This is a genomic window from Klebsiella sp. SYXHC3, assembly GCF_057196925.1.
Genome location: NZ_JBXUNG010000002.1, coordinates 79,846 through 96,122, shown reverse-complemented (window position 1 = coordinate 96,122; position 16,277 = coordinate 79,846). Strand labels below are relative to the sequence as shown.

Genomic DNA, 16,277 nt, shown 5'->3' with positions numbered 1-16,277 from the left:
TTACTCGCTATCGGTCACTTTATGCCAGCGGGCAATGTCAGCCGACAGCGATACCGCGACATCATCCCAGTTCGGCTCCCAGCTCTTCACGCCGTCGAGCGCCGCTTTCGCCGCCTTAAAGTTAGCGTCATCCGGCGCCACATCGCTGCGTACCGGCAGGCCCCAGGAGAGCGCGCTGACGCTGGATTGCGCCGGTTTATCCAGCAGGAAATTGATCAGCTTCTTGCCGTTTTCGCTGTTCGGTCCGTTCTGTACCAACCCGATGGTGTAGGGCAGCGCCAGCGCGCTGCGCTCGCCTTTATCATCCGCCGGCCAAAAAATTTTAACGTTCGGGTTACGCGCCATCTGCGACAGGTTCATCTGCAAATCGCCGTTGGCGACGTACAGCTCGCCTTTATTGACCAGCGCAGTCAGCTTGCCGGTCGAGGCCGATGGGCCAACGTTATTGGCCTGCAGCTTACCCAGATACGCAAAACCGGCGTCTTTACCGCCGAGGCTGTGGAACGCCTGCAGCATCACCGCGGTACCGTCGCCCGCCTGCCCCGGCGTGGAGTACTGCAACTTGTTCTTAAAGCGGCTATCCAGCAGATCCTGCCAGCTGGCCGGCGCGGTTTTCAGCAACTGGCCGTTATAGATGAAGGTCAGATAGTTATTCACCAGCGGCGCGTAGCGGTCGTTAGCGCCGGGGATCTGCGCGCTACCTTGCGGGGTAAAGGTTGCCAGCAATTGCTCTTTCGCGGCGCGCTGGATAAACGGCGGCACCGTGACCAGCACGTCAGCCTGCGGATTGGTGCGCTCCTTCGCCAGACGTTCGACGATCGCGCCGGAGCCGCCTTCCACATACTGCACTTTGATGCCAGTCGCTTTGGTGAAGGCGTCGAACTGGCTCTGATACCAGCTGTTATCGCCATCATGCAGGCCGTCGGCGGAGTAAACCGTGACGACGCCGTCCGCCCAAACCGGAGAGCTGGTCAGCGCGAACAGGGACAGCAGAGCAAGTCGGGAGAGTTTCATCGTTTAAGCCTCATCGGATAGTCAGTTATTCTGGTGTAGACCAGATTTGCTTTCACGCTACCGGGGGTTTATGACAAAACGATGAAAGAAGTGTGTCGAAAGAGTTAAAACGAGGGGAAGTGCGTAGCCCCGGTAAGCGCTAGCGCCACCGGGGAGATCAAAAAATTTAACTAATAAAATCAATGTGTATCGACTTCGATCCGCAGGCTGTCATGCCGCCAGTATTCAATATCGTAATCGAGAATACGCCCATGCTGATCGTAATTCAGCCGGCGCAGCAGCAGCGCCGGGCGCCCTTCCATCACCCCCAATGCTTCGGCAGCCTGCGGCGGCATTGAAGTGGGATAAAACGACAGATGCATACTGGTATAGATCAGGTCGTACTGAGTTTGATAAATCTCGGTCAGACTGCCGTTAAGATCGTGGCGCAGCAGCTCCGGCACCCGCGCGGGCAGACAATGGTTTTCGCAGTAGCACACCGGCCGGCCGTCGGCATAGCGCAGCCGCGTCAGCAGGTAAACCTGATCGAAGGGCTGCAGCGCCAGCGGGGCCATCACGTCCAGCGGCACGGCGGTTAAGCGCCCTTCAAGCAGCACCGTTTTCGGTTCGCGCCCCTGCTCGAGACACAGCTTGTGGAAGTTGGTGTTCTGCGTCGGATCCAACCACAGACGCTCCGGCGTCACGAACCAGCCGCGGCGGTCGGCGCGGTAAATCACGCCGCTGGCCTCCAGCTGCGCCAGGCTCTCGCGTACCGTAATCCGGGTCGTGTTGAACAGCGCGCACAGTTCGCGCTCTGAAGGCAGCTTATCGCCGCTTTTCAACGCGCCGTTTTGAATACGCGCCTGCAGCTGCGCCTTAATCATCAGGTATTGCGGCATCTCGCCAGAGGGTGATTTCATGTTTACTCACTGCCACTTTTCGTGCGCTCATTATACATAGCCAGATGAATTTTTTGTTGCAGCGCCACATTTCCTTTGACCCTGCCCCGGCTTTGTCTCCATGATAAATATAAATCTGGTATAGACCAAATGGTGAGATAAATGACTTCACGGAACTACTTGCTGCTGACCCCCGGCCCGCTAACCACCTCCCGTACGGTAAAAGAGGCGATGTTGTTCGATAGCTGTACCTGGGATGATGATTACAATCTCGGCGTGGTACAGACCATTCGCCAGCAGCTGGTGCAGTTGGCTACCCCGGCCGACGGTTATACGGCGGTGCTACTGCAGGGTAGCGGCAGCTACGCGGTCGAAGCGGTACTCGGCAGCGTCATCGGCGAACAAGGTAAAGTGCTGATCGTCAGCAATGGCGCCTATGGCGCGCGTATGATTGAAATGGCGCAACTGATGGGTATCGCCTGCCACCCTTACGACTGCGGCGAAGTCTCCCGTCCTGACGCGGCGGCGATCGAACAGATCCTGCAGAACGACCCGGCGATCACCCATATCGCGATGGTACATAGCGAAACCACCACCGGCATGCTGAATCCGATCGAAGAGGTAGCCGAACTGGCAAAACGGTACGATAAACGCTATATCGTCGATGCGATGAGCAGCTTTGGCGGCATTCCGTTGGATATCGCCGTGCTGAATATTGATTACCTGATAAGCTCCGCCAACAAATGCATTCAGGGCGTACCGGGCTTTGCCTTCGTGATTGCTCGCGAAGCGGAACTGGCCGCTTGCAAAGGCCGTTCGCGCTCGCTATCACTGGATCTGTACGCCCAGTGGCGCTGCATGGAAGATAACCACGGTAAGTGGCGCTTCACCTCGCCGACCCATACCGTGCTGGCCTTTGCCCAGGCGCTGAAAGAGCTGGCGCAGGAGGGCGGCGTTAGCGCCCGCTATCAGCGCTACCGCAACAATCAACGCCGTCTGGTCGCCGGGATGCGCGCGCTCGGCTTCCGGCCACTGCTCGACGATAGCCTGCACTCGCCGATCATTACCGCCTTTTATTCACCGGATGCGCCGCAGTATCGCTTTCACACCTTCTACCAGAAGCTGAAAGATCAGGGCTTCGTTATCTATCCGGGCAAAGTATCGCAAAGCGATTGCTTCCGCATCGGCAACATTGGCGAAGTCTACGACGCCGATATCACCGCCCTGCTGGCGGCTATCGACAACGCCATGTACTGGAAACAATAAGGAACCGCCATGAACCGTATTAGCGCACTGATCCTTGACTGGGCAGGCACCACTGTAGACTTCGGCTCTTTCGCCCCGACGCAAATTTTCGTCGAGGCCTTCCGCCAGGCCTTCGATATTGAGATCACCCTTGAAGAGGCCCGCGTGCCGATGGGGCTTGGCAAGTGGCAGCACATTGAGGCGCTGGGCAAACTCCCTGCTGTCGATAGCCGCTGGCAGGCCAAATTCGGCCGCGCGATGACTGCCGCCGATATCGATGCGATCTACGCCGCGTTTATGCCGCTGCAAATCGCTAAGGTTGTCGATTTTTCCGCACCGATTGCCGGCGTTGTCGACACTATCGCCGCGTTTCGCGCCGAGGGCCTGAAGATCGGCTCCTGCTCGGGTTATCCACGCCCGGTGATGGAAAAGCTGGTACCGTCCGCTGCCGCTCAGGGCTACGTCCCGGACCACTGGGTCGCCACCGATGATCTTGCCGTCGGCGGTCGTCCGGGCCCGTGGATGGCGTTGCAGAACGTGATTACCCTGGGCATAGACGATGTGGCCCACTGCGTGAAGGTCGATGATGCCGCACCGGGCATCAGCGAAGGGTTACATGCCGGGATGTGGAGCGTCGGGCTGGCGGTGTCCGGTAACGAATTCGGCGCTACCTGGGAGGAGTACCAGGCGATGTCGAAAGAGGAAATCGCCACCCGTCGCGAGCGGGCGGCAGGCAAACTGTATGCCGCCGGGGCTCACTATGTGGTTGATACCCTGGCGGATCTGCCGGAAGTGATTGCCGACATCAACGCCCGGCTGGCAAAAGGCGAACGGCCGTAAGCGGGTTAATTCACCTTCACTTTGGTCGTCACCAGCAGGCCGGTAAACAGCATTAATATTCCTGACAACACCAGCGGCGACAGCAGCCCTAAGTGGTCGAGCGCAACGCCGCCGACCGCGGCGCCGCAGGTGTTGGCAAGCTGGATCACCGCCACCTGAATCGACCCGGCTTTTTCCGCCTGATCGGAGAGCGAACGGGTGATCCACGTTGACCACCCCACCGGGATCAGCGCAAACGCGAAGCCCCAGATAATCGCCACCGTCGAGGCGACGATTTTGCTTTCTCCCCACAGTACCAGCGCCGCCGCGCAGGCGGTCAGCACCAGCGGCGAAATCGCCAGCGCCGCTTTGACCGAGCGCTTCAGCACCACCGAGGAGAGCGAGGTGCCGATAAAGCTGGCGATACCAAAGCTCAGCAGCACCAGCGTCAGGCCGTCGACGTCAAAACCGGCGAGTGTCATGTATACCGGGCGAATATAGGTAAAGAAGGCGAACTGTCCGGCAAAGGCCATGAAAATGGCGCACATCCCGGCCATCACACCCGGACGCTTCAGCAGACCAAACATATTTTGCTGCTGAGCCGCCGATTCACCCGGCAGCGACGGCAGCGCTTTCAGCACCCAGAGCGTACACAGCACGCCCATCACCGCCGCGCCGTTAAAGACGTTGCGCCAGCCGATAAGCCCGCCAAGGAAACTGCCCAACGGGGCGGCGATCACCAGCGCGATTGATACCGCGCCGAAAATAATTGATAGCGCTTTCGGCACCACGCGCATCGGCACCAGACGCATGGTCAGCGATGCCGACATCGCCCAGAAACCGCCGAGCGCCAGGCCCAGACAAGCGCGCCCCAGCAGTAGCAGGGTGAAGCTATCGGCAAACGATACCAGCAGGCAAGAAAGGGTCAGCAGCAGCGAAAACAGGATAACCACGTAGCGGCGATCGGTTTTACCTATCACCGTGGTGATAAACAGGCTGGAAAACATCGCGACGAATGCCGTCGTCGTCACCGACTGCCCGGCCATCCCTTCGGAGATGCCTAAATCCAGCGCCATCGGCGTTAACAGGCTGACCGGCAAAAACTCGACGGTAATCAGGCAGGCGACGCAGAAAGCAACCGCGAAGACCGCCGACCAGTTTGGCCGCGCGAGATCGCGTGCATGGGGTTTGGTTTCATTTGAATGACTCATGAGTGACCTGCGAAGAAAGTGGCGGAAAGCTGCGCAGTGTAACATTTTGTATGTGACGTACTTAACGTTTTCGCAACTCTTCTCGCTTTTCATAAGAGGATGCGTAGCTGCTCGCATGTTTAAAAAAACGATGCTTGCTATCGCTTTAACAAATCTCAGGAGAATTTAATATAGCACTATGTGCTATACTTTTAACGACAGGATGTCAGCAATGCGTATCTTTAAAACCAAATGGTTCGCCAGAGAGGCTAGCTCTCATGGCATTTCCGACGACGAGCTCTATCAGGCAATTCAATCTGCGCTTCAGGGCAAAGTGGTTGATTTAGGAGGAGGGTTTATAAAAAGCGACTCAACAAGAATCGCGATCGCGCAATCATCCTTACCAAAAGCGCAGGGTATTGGTTTTATACCTTTCTATATGCCAAACAGGATATGGCCAATATCAACCATCGCGAATTAATGGGGTTTCGTGAGTTAGCAAAACACTATGCCAATCTCTCTGAAGAGAAAACGACGGCCTTAGTTAAAAGTAAAGAACTGGTGGAGATTTGCGATGACAGCAAAAAATAAATACAAAAGCCCGGCTTTCGAAGCGATCCATAGCGCTGCGTCGGGGCTATTCAGCGTTGGCGCAATCCCACAGGAAACAATGCGCCATTTTGATGAATCATGTCTCGGTAGCGTAGTCGCACTTCAACCCATTGAAATTAAAGCGCTACGTGAACAACTCAATGTTAGCCAACCCGTGTTCGCTCGTTATCTGAATACCAGCGTGTCTACCGTGCAAAAATGGGAGACTGGCGCTAAACGACCGAGCGGAATGTCATTAAAATTGCTTAGCGTCGTACAAAAACACGGCCTGAAAATCCTACTGTAGTCATTCTGCCGGATGGCGCTTACGCTTATCCGGCCTACAAGGAACGTAAGGGAGATATGGTTTTGAACCACAGGCCGGATAACAATGAGATCAGTGCAGCCAGTGCACGCCGTCTTCCGGGAGAAACAGGTCGTTATAGCGCTGCTGTAGGTTATGTAAATCGCTCACATCCGGGTCCAGCTCGCGCAGAAAACCTTGCGCCAGGCGGATCTGCGCGTCGGTAATCGGCGCCGCTAATCGCGCTTTTTGCATCAGGCGATACCAGTAATGCAGGTTTTTTTCGCTGGCGTCGACAATCGCGACCTGCCAGATGAGCAGCACCTGCGCGGCGTTCTGCAAATGTGCTTCATTCGGCCGCTCCAGGTAACGCAAATACTCATTACCGGCGGTTTTTCCCAGTTGATCGATCATCGATTCCAACGGAACAGGCGTAATGCCAAGGCGTTCGCTCAGGCGACGAATCGCGCGGCGTGAATCAGAGGTAAGCACCCGAAATCCCACAACAAATACCACTACCAGGGTGGCCAGTCCTATCCAGATCATGCATCCTCTCATCCAATCGCAGCCTCACTATCATAATGGGAATTTGCCTGCTGTCGACTGTCGGACCTGGCATATTACGCAAGAAATAAAAAAGCCCGGCGCAATGGCCGGGCAAGGTTACCAAATACCTGGTGAATCAGGCAGTCTGCAAAACTCGATTCTTTTTCTCGCGGCGAATTTTACGCTCTTCGAAGATAGCCACGATGGCCATCAGGCAGATACAGCCGATGGCGGCGGCGTCCAGCGCCGCAAAGGTGCCGGCCCAGCCGGTCAGGCCGAAGACCGGCGTGCCGTCGGCGATCATCCCAAGACCCAGCTTGGCGAAGCTATCGCCAATCAGATAGGCGAAAGTGCCCTTGATTCCATCGGCGGCGCCGATCGCTTTTTTCGGCACAAAGCCGACAGCGGCGACGCCGATCAACAGCTGCGGACCAAACACCAGGAAGCCCAGCGCAAACAACGAGGCCAGATAGACGTACTGGTTGCTGGCATGTTGGTAAACCCCGAGGGTGGCGATAATCAGCGCCAGTGCGACGCAGGCCACCAGCGCGCGGCGGCCGTTGGCCAAGTCCGACAACCAGCCCCACAGTAGCGTGCCAACCAGCGCGCCGACTTCAAACAGGGTAAAGCCCTGAATCGCCACCTCTTTAGACAGCTTCAGCTCCTGGAAAGCATACACGGTGGACCACTGATCGATACCGATACGCACCACGTAGAGGAAGATGTTGGAGAAGCACAGCAGCCAGATCACTTTGTTTTTCAGCACATACTCGACAAAGATCTGCCACTTGGTCATCGCATTTTCTTCGGTCTCTTTGTCCTCTTCGCTGATCGCTTCGCCAAACAGCTCTTCCGCCGTGCCAAGGCCGTAGGATTCCGGAGAGTCGCTACCGTAGCGCAGGCCAATAAAACCGACGATCAGCGCAATAATCGACGGGAAGATAAACATGCCGATCACGTGACCGTCGAACAGATAGTTGGCGCCAAACAGCGCCACGCCCGCCGCGCCCGCGCCGCCGAGGTTGTGAGAGATATTCCAGAAGCCGAGGAAGGTGCCGCGTTTGCGTCTGGGCGTCCACTTGGTGATGGTGGAATAGCTGCACGAACCGCCGGTGCTCTGGAAGAAACCGCTCAGCGCATAGAAGGCAATCATCAGGAACAGGCTGGTTGAACCCGCCCCCATGCTGGCGCTAAAGCCCAGCATACAGATGGCGGAGAGGATCAGCATAAACGGCAGGAACTGCTTGGTATTTTTACCGTCGGCATAATAAGAGACGAGCGTCTTGCCCACGCCGTAGGTAATGGAAAAGCCCAGGCCAATCATCCCCAGCTGCGTCATGCTCAACCCGTAGGTGGAGATCATGTCGTTCTGCGCGATGTTAAAGTTTTTGCGGATCAGGTACATGGTCAGGTAGCCGATGAAAACCACCAGATAGGACTGCATGAAAGGTTTGAACCACATTTTGCGCCGCACATCGAGCGGCAGATCCAGGGTCGGCTTGCGCACCTGATTCAGAAAGGCCAGCATGGGTATCTCCTGAGCTGATTTTTTTATGCCTGCGTAATAACCAGGCATTGTAAAAACCCGCGCGCCGTCTGGCCTGAGACGGCTTCCAGGTAAAACCGGGAAAATTTCTTAGTTTTGCCCCGTTCGCGGCCAAAGGGTGAGCTACATCACGCTTCGCTGGCGGTACGCGGCGCCTGCGCGTTTAAAAACGGCAGCAGCAGCAGCGCGGAAATGCCGGCGGCAATCGCAATCACCACGAAGAATCCGGTCCAGTGCCAGATATCCATCACCTGCGCCAGCGGCCAGCCGGAAAGCGAGGCGCCAAGATAAGCGAACAGGCCGACAAACCCGGTGGCCGCCCCGGCGGCTTCTTTATGCGAACATTCCGCCGCCGCCATGCCAATTAGCATTTGCGGGCCGAAAACGAAGAACCCGGTGGTGAAGAAGCAGGCCGCCTGCATGACGTAGCTGGCAAACGGCATCAGCCACAGCCCGCCAACCGACAACAAAATTCCGGCGGCGAAAATCAGATTCATCGGCCCGCGATTGCCGTTAAACAGCTTATCCGAGCCCCACCCCGCCACCAGCGCGCCGATAAAACCGCCCAGCTCAAACATGGTCACCGCCGAGTTAGCGGTCACCAGATCGACGCCAAGCGTCTCCGACATATACAGATTGCCCCAGTCGTTAATCGCCGCCCGCACCACGTACACCAGCACATAGCACAGCGACAGCAGCCAGATATAGGGATTGGCCAGCACGTAGCGGGTCAGGATCTCTTTGCGCGTCAGCCCTGCGCCTTCCTGCTGCTGGGCGATTTCCAGCGCATCGTGACGCCAGTCGCCCACGGCGGGTAACCCCACCGCCTGCGGGCGATCGCGCAGCCGCCAGCACAGATACAGTCCGGCGAGGATCGCCAGACAGCCGGCAATCGTCATCCCCATTCGCCAGCCGTAATGCAGCGCCGCCGCCCCCACCACCATTGGGATCAGCGCGCCGCCGACGTTATGCGCGGTATTCCATAGCGCCCACCAGCCGCCGCGTTCGGTCCGCGAATACCAGGCCGTCAGCAGCCGGGCGCACACCGGCGAGCCCCAGCCCTGGAAGAAGGCATTCAGCGCCCACAGCAGCGCGAAGGCCCATAGCGAAGTGGAAAAACCGAACAGAATATTCACCACCCCGGTGGCAATCAGCCCCAGCCCCATAAAATAGCGGGCGTCGGAGCGGTCGCTGACGATACCGGAGAAAAATTTCGACAGCCCGTAAGTGATGTAAAACAGCGTGGCCAGCAGGCCGATATCGCTGCGGGTCAGCACGTTACTGGCGAGGATCTCGGGAACCGCGGCATTAAAGCTTTTGCGGGTGAAATAAAACAGCGCGTAACCAAGCCAGATGGTAAGCAGAATATGGCGACGCCAGTAACGATAACGCTCGTCCAGCTCGCGTTTATCGCTAATTGGCGCGGCGTCCGGCGGCGCTTTTAAAAAGGCAAACATCGGCGCTCCTTTCAGGCGTAACGCAGCGGTAAATTGACGCACACGCGGGTACCGTGTGTGCAGGAGATAGTTAACGTACCGCCCAGCGCGGTCACGCGCTCACGCATGCCGGTCAGGCCGAACCCCTGCAGATTCGACCCCGGCGGCAGGCCGCAGCCGTCATCTTCCAGCACCAGCATCAATTGCCCATCCTGCTGCCAGCCCTGTAGGGTGACGGCGCTGGCGCTGGCGTGCTTGACGATATTATTCAGTCCCTCCTGGCAAACGCGAAACAGCGTCACACGCTGGTTTTCGCTCAGTCCCGCCTCGTTAATCCGCCATTCGAGATGACTGACGATACCGCGGTCTTCCAGTTCCATTTCACGCATCAACGAACGTACCGCCTGTTCAAGCGGCAGATCATCAAGCTGGCGCGGACGCAGACGACCAAGCAGTCTTCGCACAGAGTCGTAAACCCCCAGCGACAGCTGTTCTATCAACTGGCCGCTCTGCCGTACGCTGGCGTTGTTTGGCGCCAGACGCTGCACGATCCCCGCCTGGGTGCGAATTGCCGTGATAGTCTGGCCAATATCATCGTGGAGCTCGCGCGCCACGTCACGCCGCACGCTCTCTTCCGTTTCCAGCAGGCGTTCCGCCAGCCGCCGATTACGCGCCAGCTCGTTCTGTAGCGACAGGTTAAGCTCGCGCAATCGCTGGATCCCCGCGCCCAGCAGCAGTCCGGTCAGGCTCTGCGCCAGCAGTGAAAGCAATAAATCAACCGGGTGATCGTGCCAGGTCTGGCTGGCAATCAGCGCAATGGCGTTCATCAGGGTGGCGATCAGCGCCCCCTGCCAGCCGTAGTGCCAGGCGAGAGCGATAATCGGCAGCGCCAGACAAAAAGGGGTAAAGCGGGAGAGTTCGGCGGGCAATCCGAGCTGTAGCCACAGGCTGACGGTAAAGAGCAGCAGGTACCAGATCAGATGCCGGCCACGCCAGTTAACCGGCTGCGACACCAGCGACGGCCCCAACGGCCGCCAGACGGTACTGGTCAGATAATGCCAGATAACCAGGCAGGTCGGCGCCAGCGTCAGGCCGCCGGTCAGCGTCAACAACAGCGCGGTCAGTCCCTCACTGCCTTCTTGCGCCAGCCACGGCAGCGATTGCAGCAGCGAGGCGGCGATCAGTGCCCCGCCCTGGCGCAACAATGTCAGCCAGTCGCGCTGATGGCGATAGCGTGAAATCAATGCCACCGGCAGCAGGGTCAGCAGACTTCCGGTCATCAATATTATCGGGTGCGCCAGCGCCACTTCCTGCGCCAGCCAGAAGATAAGCAGCCACTCGGCTCCCAGCAGCACCGGCCAGTAGCCACGCGGGCATTGCAGCATCAGCCCTAAACGCAGGCCAAAGGGAAACAGCAGCACCGCTAAATCCGCGCGTTCCACCAGATGCAGACTGATACTCCACAGGCAGAACCAGGCGGCTGAGAAGATAAAGGCGCAGCCGATCACCGACAGCAATCGTGAAACGACGGTGTTCATTGCCAGCTATCGAACATGCGGCGCGCCAGCTCAACGTCGTTACTGACGCCCAGTTTTTCCAGCAGGTTGGCGCGATGAACGTGAACGGTTTTCGGCGACAGACCGAGCTCAGCGGCGATCTCTTTCACCGCCATACCCTGCGCCAGCTTTTCCGCTACCTGGCGTTCGCGTTTGGTGAGCGGATCCTGGCGCCCGGCGGCCAGCTTCATGGCGATATCCGGCGTGAGATAGCAACCGCCCGCCGCCACGGTGCGGACCGCGGCGATCAGTTCATCCGGACTGCAGCGTTTCGACAGGAAGCCGCGCGCGCCGGCGTTCAGCGCCTGCTCGATCAGCGCCGGGCTATCGTGTACCGACAGCATGATGGTCGCCATCCCCTTAGGCAGCTGGCTTAACAGCTCCAGCCCGGAAATATCCGGCATTGAGATATCGCAGATACAGACCTGTACACCGCGCCCCGGTAGCCCCGCCAGCGCCTCCCGTCCACAGCCGAATTCAGCGACAACCTGAAAATCAGCTTCCAGCCCCAGTAGCTGAGCAAAACCGGAGCGGACAATCAAATGATCGTCAATAAGGGCGATGGTAGTCATGGTGTTTCCTGGTGCCTGAAAGCGCCGGATGGCGGCGTAAACGCCTTATCCGGCCTACGGATTCACTCCCTGTAGGCCGGATAAGCGCAGCGCCATCCGGCAAAGGCGCTTACCTTAGCGGTAAGCGCGTAGCTGTTCAAGCCTTGAGCGCTATTCGAAGAACACCGCAATTTTGTTAAACATGGTGGGATCGGACTGGTTACGCGCCACATTGGTGACATCTTCCAGCTTTTCAATCTGGCTAATCATCTGCCCCAGCCGCTGGTCATCATTTACCAGCAGCCAGATGCGGCTGTACTCGCTGCCCTGGATCGGCAAGCAGAGAATGCCTTCAACGTTAAACGCGCGGCGGGCAAATAGCCCGCAGACGTGGGTCATGACGCCAGGATGGTTGCGGACGGTGAGTTCCAGAATGACGTTATCGTGTTGCTTTTGCATGGCTTATTCCCCCACCATCTCAGTATTGGCCGCACCCGGCGGTACCATCGGATACACTTTCTGCTGCGCGTCGATACGCACGTGGATCAACGCCGGACCTGGGCGGTCGATAATCGCCTGCAGCGCCGCCTGCGGATCGGATTCGTTATTTAAATCACAGGTTTGCAGACCAAAACCGGCGGCTATCTGCATAAAGTTAATCATCCCCGGATAGGTCGCGGCGAAGACGCCCTGCTGATAGAACAGGCTCTGCTGCTGATGCACCAGCCCCAGCGCTTCGTTGTTCATCAGGATAATTTTTACATCCAGCTGATTTTCGGCGGCGGTGGCCATCTCCTGAATATTCATCATCAGGCTACCGTCACCGGAGAAACAAATAACCTTACGTTGCGGATTGGCCAGCGCCGCGCCGATGGCCGCCGGCAGGCCGAAGCCCATGGTGCCGAGACCGCCGGAAGTCAGCCACTGGCGCGGACGGTTGAGCGGATAGGCCTGCGCCGTCCACATCTGATGCTGACCCACATCGGTGGTGATGATCGCCTCATCATCAACGCAGGCGGCCACGGCGTTAATCAGGCCGTAATGGGAGAGCGGATCGCTTTCCTGCGGGATGGCGCAGGGGAATTCTCTTTGTAAACCAGCCACCAGCTGGCGCCACTCATCACGCGGCTGCGCTTCAATCTGCGGAATAAGCTGGGCTAAGACCTCCGCCACATCGCCCTGAATCGCTACGTGCGGTTGCTTAATTTTGCCAAGCTCCGAGCGGTCGATATCGACGTGAATAATTTTCGCGTTCGGGCAGAACTGCTCGGTCTTGCCAATCGCCCGGTCATCAAAACGCGCGCCTAAAACAATCAGTAAATCAGCTTCTTGTAGAATAAAGTTAGTGCTGCGCGCGCCGTGCATCCCCAGCATGCCCAGCGACAAAGGATGCGCCTTCGGCAGCATACCCAGCGCCATTAAGGTCATGGTGGTCGGCAGGTTGGCTTTTTCCGCCAGGTCCCGAATCGGCTGCGGCGCGTTAATCACGCCGCCGCCCAGATACAGTACCGGGCGTTTCGCCGCGTTGATCATTGTCGCCGCTTCACGCACGCTTTCAGGCGCGAACGCTGGTGCCGGGGCGCGCTCGCCTGGCTCCGGCAGCGTTTCCAGTTCAATGGTCGCCGCCTGTACGTCCTTAGGAATGTCTATCCACACCGGCCCGGGGCGCCCGGACTGGGCAATACGGAAGGCGTCGCTCATCACCTGCGGCAGCTCGGCGATGTCGCGCACCAGGTAGTTATGCTTGGTGATGGGGATAGAGATGCCGTAGGTATCGACTTCCTGGAAGGCGTCGGTGCCGATCATTGAGGCCGGAACCTGGCCGGTGATGCAGACCAGCGGAATAGAATCGAGGCGGGCATCGGCGATGGCGGTAATCAGGTTGGTGGCGCCAGGGCCGCTACAGGCCATACAGACCGCCGGTTTACCTTCGGTACGCGCCATCCCCTGAGCGATAAAACCCGCCCCCTGCTCGTGGCGCGCCAGGATGTGGCGGATCTGCGTGCTTTGGCTCAAGGCATCGTAGATAGGCAGGATGGAGCCGCCCGGAATGCCGCTGACCATAGTGATACCCTGGCGTTCCAGTAAATGAACAACCAGCTGCGCGCCGGTAAAGCGCATTGTGTTTGATGTGGTGCCCGAACTTGCCATGCTCCAGTCCTTTTATTCTGGGCCGACTTTACCGGGGGGCTCGCCAACAAAAAACCCCGCTCGGTTTGCGCCGGCGGGGTTTGGAATTCGTGTTGTTCCGGACCCTACGGCGCATTGCCGACGACGACCACCACAGACACGACGACCACCGCGGCAGGCGCGGTTTTTAGTAGGGTCGAAGTCATCATGGCAGCGTTCATTAGGGACCTGTTGTGTCAAAAAATAAGCTGAATTTATACAAACACAGGTTTTGCGTTTTCACAATGGATTTATTTTCATCCACGAGAATTTGCGCGAAAGATCACAATTCGCGACATCAGCGGCAGAAAACAAAAAACCCCGCCGGAGCGAGGTTTTTATCAGCATTTTCACGGATGGTAGCCGCAAGCACACTGTATTACGTCAACGACAAAAGTATACGCGATCGCTGCAATTCGCGCAATTTAAGGTCGAAATTTCTCTGTCATAGAGTATGGACGACGGGTGCGAATTTGTCCAAAAAATACTGTTCATGCATACAGTATTTATCTATACTGGATGTGTTCACTTTGTGCCATTCGGGGGCCGCAAGTTTGACCGGCGCAACGAAGTCCTGGCTGAAACGGGTGGTGCCGTCAGTGCCTTAACCCCGAGAGAGCACACTGTGTTACGTCAACAATGCGTCGTGTCCGGCCCGTACGGCCACCACTGCGCAACCCCTGTGAGAACAGGGATAAGCTGGCAACAGGCAGCGGAAAGGTACGTCAGCTTATTGTGCTCCTTAACCACAGGAGACGCGCGTATGGGCGGAATGGATATTATTATTTTAATCCTGAAACTCATGGTTGCTGTGTTGCAACTACTTGATGCAGTCCTGAAACAGTTCCGCTGATTCAGGTTCAAGTCGCACCTGAGGGGGGCGGGAAACCGCCCCCCTACAGGCGTCCTGCGGGCGTTCCGGGAAGACTTGATGGAGGAACCATGCCACCGCTATTAATTGCCGCAACAACGCCGGAGGATCCGGGGTTCGTTGCGCTGCGCGCCGAAAGCCTTGAACAGCACTTCAATATGCTGCGCCGTCTGGCGGAAAACTGGCAAAGCGGCAAAAACCGCTTTAACGCCCCTGGTGAAAAGCTGCTGGGCGCGTTCGTCCGTGGCCAGTTAGTTGGGGTCTGCGGTCTGAACGTCGACCCCTTCAGCCAGCAGCCGCGGGCCGGGCGCATTCGCCATCTCTATATTCGCGATAGCCATCGCCGCCAGGGAATTGGCCAGCAGCTGCTGGTCTCGGTCATCACCCATTCCGGCGCCTGGTTCGATTTCCTTAACACCCATGCCCCGGCGCAGGCCTGGCCCTTTTATGAACGCTTTGGTTTCCGCCCGGTATACGATGAGCCGCGGGTCACGCATCGCCTGTTCTGCTCGCTGTAAGCGTGGCTGGCTGGCGGAGCGGGGTCATGTTACAGTCCGCTGACCTTAACTGCTGAATCTGCCTGCGATGACCATCACCGTATTCTGCATTTTGCTTTTCGCCGCACTGCTCCACGCCAGCTGGAACGCTATCGTCAAAGCCAGCGGCGATAAAATGTACGCGGCGATAAGCGTCAGCGGGTCGGCCTCGCTGATCGCCCTGGTGATGCTCCCCTTCGCGCCGCAGCCGACGCTGGCCAGCGCCCCCTATCTGGTGGCGTCATGTGCATTGCAGGTGGTGTATACGGTACTGGTGGCGAAGACCTATCAGGTGTCGGATATGAGCCAGACCTATCCGCTAATGCGCGGCACCGCGCCGTTGCTGGTCGCGGCTATCAGCGTGATATTTCTCGGCGATCGCTTATCGCCGCTAGCCTGGTTGGGTATTGGCGTCATCTGTCTGGCGATTCTGGCGATGGCCTTTAACGGCCGCGTCAGTTCCCGCAAAGGCATCATGCTGGCGCTGATCAACGCCTGTTTTATAGCGGGTTATACGCTGGTGGACGGCACCGGGGTACGGTTGGCGGGATCGGCGCTCGGCTATACCCTGTGGACCTTTTTTATGAACGGTTGCTGCCTGCTGTGCTGGGCGATGGTGGCGCGGCGGCGCGAAGCCAGCCGTTATTTACGCCAGCACTGGAAAAAAGGCATCCTCGGCGGCGTCGGCACCATGGGATCCTACGGCCTGGCGCTATGGGCGATGACTCAGGCGCCGCTGGCGGTGGTCGCCGCGCTGCGTGAAACCTCCATTCTGTTCGGCGCACTGATCGCGTTTATCGTCCTGAAAGAACAGGTGGTAGCGCTGCGCATCGTTGCCGCCTGCGGTATTGCCGCCGGAGCAATCCTGCTGCGCCTCTCATAGATTAAAATGGCAACATTAGTTGCCGATCCTGTTTACAAAACCTGCCTGAATTTTCCCCAACAATCGGTGCTATGTAGTTGTTCTGTCATTTTATTGTGGTAGATTCCTCCATCGTTTAAGGGGTGTGCCAGTCACATATTCT

17 protein-coding genes and 2 pseudogenes are annotated in these 16,277 nt (G+C 57.8%); 8 read left to right on the top strand and 11 right to left on the bottom strand.

From position 1 onward, the window contains the following. The gene (gene phnS / locus AC2CGP_RS07470) at positions 1 to 1,014 is read right to left on the bottom strand and encodes a 2-aminoethylphosphonate ABC transporter substrate-binding protein (protein WP_045412613.1); all 1,014 of its coding nucleotides are present in this window, start codon (positions 1,012 to 1,014) and stop codon (positions 1 to 3) included. A gap of 179 nt (positions 1,015 to 1,193) precedes the next feature. Further along, entirely contained in the window at positions 1,194 to 1,913 is a 720-nt protein-coding gene (gene phnR, locus AC2CGP_RS07465; protein ID WP_015369072.1) for a phosphonate utilization transcriptional regulator PhnR, read from the bottom strand. Between the two features lie 141 nt (positions 1,914 to 2,054). Between phnR and phnW the strand changes: the two genes are divergently transcribed. Next, positions 2,055 to 3,158, top strand: a complete 1,104-nt coding sequence (phnW, locus tag AC2CGP_RS07460) for a 2-aminoethylphosphonate--pyruvate transaminase (protein WP_484502318.1) — start codon at positions 2,055 to 2,057, stop codon at positions 3,156 to 3,158. Positions 3,159 to 3,167: 9 nt separating this feature from the next. After that, positions 3,168 to 3,977, top strand: coding sequence for a phosphonoacetaldehyde hydrolase (phnX, locus tag AC2CGP_RS07455; RefSeq protein WP_020077638.1), 810 nt, complete (start codon positions 3,168 to 3,170; stop codon positions 3,975 to 3,977). Positions 3,978 to 3,982: 5 nt separating this feature from the next. Here the strand turns inward: phnX and nepI are convergent, their stop codons facing one another. Beyond that, a complete protein-coding gene (nepI, locus tag AC2CGP_RS07450) occupies positions 3,983 to 5,167 on the bottom strand; it encodes a purine ribonucleoside efflux pump NepI (protein WP_015369069.1) in 1,185 nt (394 codons plus the stop codon). Between the two features lie 211 nt (positions 5,168 to 5,378). Between nepI and AC2CGP_RS07445 the strand changes: the two are divergent. Continuing rightward, positions 5,379 to 5,737: pseudogene (locus AC2CGP_RS07445) on the top strand (type II toxin-antitoxin system RelE/ParE family toxin). Further along, complete coding sequence (locus tag AC2CGP_RS07440) at positions 5,721 to 6,044, top strand: helix-turn-helix domain-containing protein (protein WP_020077637.1); 324 nt, start codon at positions 5,721 to 5,723, stop codon at positions 6,042 to 6,044. The pseudogene AC2CGP_RS07445 and the gene AC2CGP_RS07440 overlap by 17 nt, the downstream one beginning before the upstream one ends. A 90-nt stretch (positions 6,045 to 6,134) precedes the next feature. On the opposite strand, the gene AC2CGP_RS07435 is transcribed toward AC2CGP_RS07440, so the two are convergent. From AC2CGP_RS07435 to ivbL, 8 genes are all read right to left on the bottom strand, one after another. Further along, positions 6,135 to 6,587 (bottom strand): DUF1198 family protein, encoded by a 453-nt coding sequence (locus tag AC2CGP_RS07435; protein WP_004901545.1) that lies wholly within the window; start codon positions 6,585 to 6,587, stop codon positions 6,135 to 6,137. A gap of 136 nt (positions 6,588 to 6,723) precedes the next feature. Next, complete coding sequence (gene uhpT / locus AC2CGP_RS07430) at positions 6,724 to 8,115, bottom strand: hexose-6-phosphate:phosphate antiporter (RefSeq protein ID WP_015369067.1); 1,392 nt, start codon at positions 8,113 to 8,115, stop codon at positions 6,724 to 6,726. A 146-nt stretch (positions 8,116 to 8,261) separates the two neighbouring features. Further along, a complete protein-coding gene (gene uhpC / locus AC2CGP_RS07425) occupies positions 8,262 to 9,590 on the bottom strand; it encodes an MFS transporter (protein ID WP_015369066.1) in 1,329 nt (442 codons plus the stop codon). An 11-nt stretch (positions 9,591 to 9,601) separates the two neighbouring features. After that, positions 9,602 to 11,086 (bottom strand): signal transduction histidine-protein kinase/phosphatase UhpB, encoded by a 1,485-nt coding sequence (uhpB, locus tag AC2CGP_RS07420; RefSeq protein WP_163366375.1) that lies wholly within the window; start codon positions 11,084 to 11,086, stop codon positions 9,602 to 9,604. Between the two features lie 17 nt (positions 11,087 to 11,103). Next, on the bottom strand, positions 11,104 to 11,697 hold the full coding sequence (gene uhpA, locus AC2CGP_RS07415) for a response regulator transcription factor UhpA (protein ID WP_015369064.1): 594 nt from the start codon (positions 11,695 to 11,697) through the stop codon (positions 11,104 to 11,106). Between the two features lie 150 nt (positions 11,698 to 11,847). Then, on the bottom strand, positions 11,848 to 12,135 hold the full coding sequence (ilvN, locus tag AC2CGP_RS07410) for an acetolactate synthase small subunit (protein ID WP_015703881.1): 288 nt from the start codon (positions 12,133 to 12,135) through the stop codon (positions 11,848 to 11,850). A gap of 3 nt (positions 12,136 to 12,138) precedes the next feature. Then, complete coding sequence (gene ilvB, locus AC2CGP_RS07405) at positions 12,139 to 13,827, bottom strand: acetolactate synthase large subunit (RefSeq protein WP_171829739.1); 1,689 nt, start codon at positions 13,825 to 13,827, stop codon at positions 12,139 to 12,141. A gap of 104 nt (positions 13,828 to 13,931) precedes the next feature. After that, positions 13,932 to 14,027, bottom strand: coding sequence for an ilvB operon leader peptide IvbL (gene ivbL / locus AC2CGP_RS07400; protein ID WP_016162016.1), 96 nt, complete (start codon positions 14,025 to 14,027; stop codon positions 13,932 to 13,934). A gap of 12 nt (positions 14,028 to 14,039) precedes the next feature. On the opposite strand from ivbL, the pseudogene AC2CGP_RS07395 reads away from it, so the two are divergent. The 4 genes and pseudogenes from AC2CGP_RS07395 to AC2CGP_RS07380 all read left to right on the top strand — a co-directional run bounded on the left by AC2CGP_RS07395 (position 14,040) and on the right by AC2CGP_RS07380 (position 16,135). Continuing rightward, positions 14,040 to 14,208: pseudogene (locus AC2CGP_RS07395) on the top strand (hypothetical protein). A gap of 370 nt (positions 14,209 to 14,578) precedes the next feature. Beyond that, entirely contained in the window at positions 14,579 to 14,698 is a 120-nt protein-coding gene (gene tisB / locus AC2CGP_RS07390; RefSeq protein WP_004145059.1) for a type I toxin-antitoxin system toxin TisB, read from the top strand. Positions 14,699 to 14,787: 89 nt separating this feature from the next. Continuing rightward, positions 14,788 to 15,234 (top strand): GNAT family N-acetyltransferase, encoded by a 447-nt coding sequence (locus AC2CGP_RS07385; RefSeq protein ID WP_015703883.1) that lies wholly within the window; start codon positions 14,788 to 14,790, stop codon positions 15,232 to 15,234. Positions 15,235 to 15,301: 67 nt separating this feature from the next. Further along, positions 15,302 to 16,135 (top strand): DMT family transporter, encoded by an 834-nt coding sequence (locus AC2CGP_RS07380; RefSeq protein ID WP_015369060.1) that lies wholly within the window; start codon positions 15,302 to 15,304, stop codon positions 16,133 to 16,135. Positions 16,136 to 16,277 lie beyond the last annotated feature (142 nt).

Excerpts from the sequence above, each read along its gene's own strand:
- phnS (WP_045412613.1), bottom strand. The coding sequence starts at position 1,014 with ATGAAACTCTCCCGACTTGCTCTGCTGTCCCTGTTCGCGCTGACCAGC.
- phnR (WP_015369072.1), bottom strand. The coding sequence starts at position 1,913 with ATGAAATCACCCTCTGGCGAGATGCCGCAATACCTGATGATTAAGGCG.
- phnW (WP_484502318.1), top strand. The coding sequence starts at position 2,055 with ATGACTTCACGGAACTACTTGCTGCTGACCCCCGGCCCGCTAACCACC.
- phnX (WP_020077638.1), top strand. The coding sequence starts at position 3,168 with ATGAACCGTATTAGCGCACTGATCCTTGACTGGGCAGGCACCACTGTA.
- nepI (WP_015369069.1), bottom strand. The coding sequence starts at position 5,167 with ATGAGTCATTCAAATGAAACCAAACCCCATGCACGCGATCTCGCGCGG.
- AC2CGP_RS07440 (WP_020077637.1), top strand. The coding sequence starts at position 5,721 with ATGACAGCAAAAAATAAATACAAAAGCCCGGCTTTCGAAGCGATCCAT.
- AC2CGP_RS07435 (WP_004901545.1), bottom strand. The coding sequence starts at position 6,587 with ATGATCTGGATAGGACTGGCCACCCTGGTAGTGGTATTTGTTGTGGGA.
- uhpT (WP_015369067.1), bottom strand. The coding sequence starts at position 8,115 with ATGCTGGCCTTTCTGAATCAGGTGCGCAAGCCGACCCTGGATCTGCCG.
- uhpC (WP_015369066.1), bottom strand. The coding sequence starts at position 9,590 with ATGTTTGCCTTTTTAAAAGCGCCGCCGGACGCCGCGCCAATTAGCGAT.
- uhpA (WP_015369064.1), bottom strand. The coding sequence starts at position 11,697 with ATGACTACCATCGCCCTTATTGACGATCATTTGATTGTCCGCTCCGGT.
- ilvN (WP_015703881.1), bottom strand. The coding sequence starts at position 12,135 with ATGCAAAAGCAACACGATAACGTCATTCTGGAACTCACCGTCCGCAAC.
- ilvB (WP_171829739.1), bottom strand. The coding sequence starts at position 13,827 with ATGGCAAGTTCGGGCACCACATCAAACACAATGCGCTTTACCGGCGCG.
- ivbL (WP_016162016.1), bottom strand. The coding sequence starts at position 14,027 with ATGAACGCTGCCATGATGACTTCGACCCTACTAAAAACCGCGCCTGCC.
- AC2CGP_RS07385 (WP_015703883.1), top strand. The coding sequence starts at position 14,788 with ATGCCACCGCTATTAATTGCCGCAACAACGCCGGAGGATCCGGGGTTC.
- AC2CGP_RS07380 (WP_015369060.1), top strand. The coding sequence starts at position 15,302 with ATGACCATCACCGTATTCTGCATTTTGCTTTTCGCCGCACTGCTCCAC.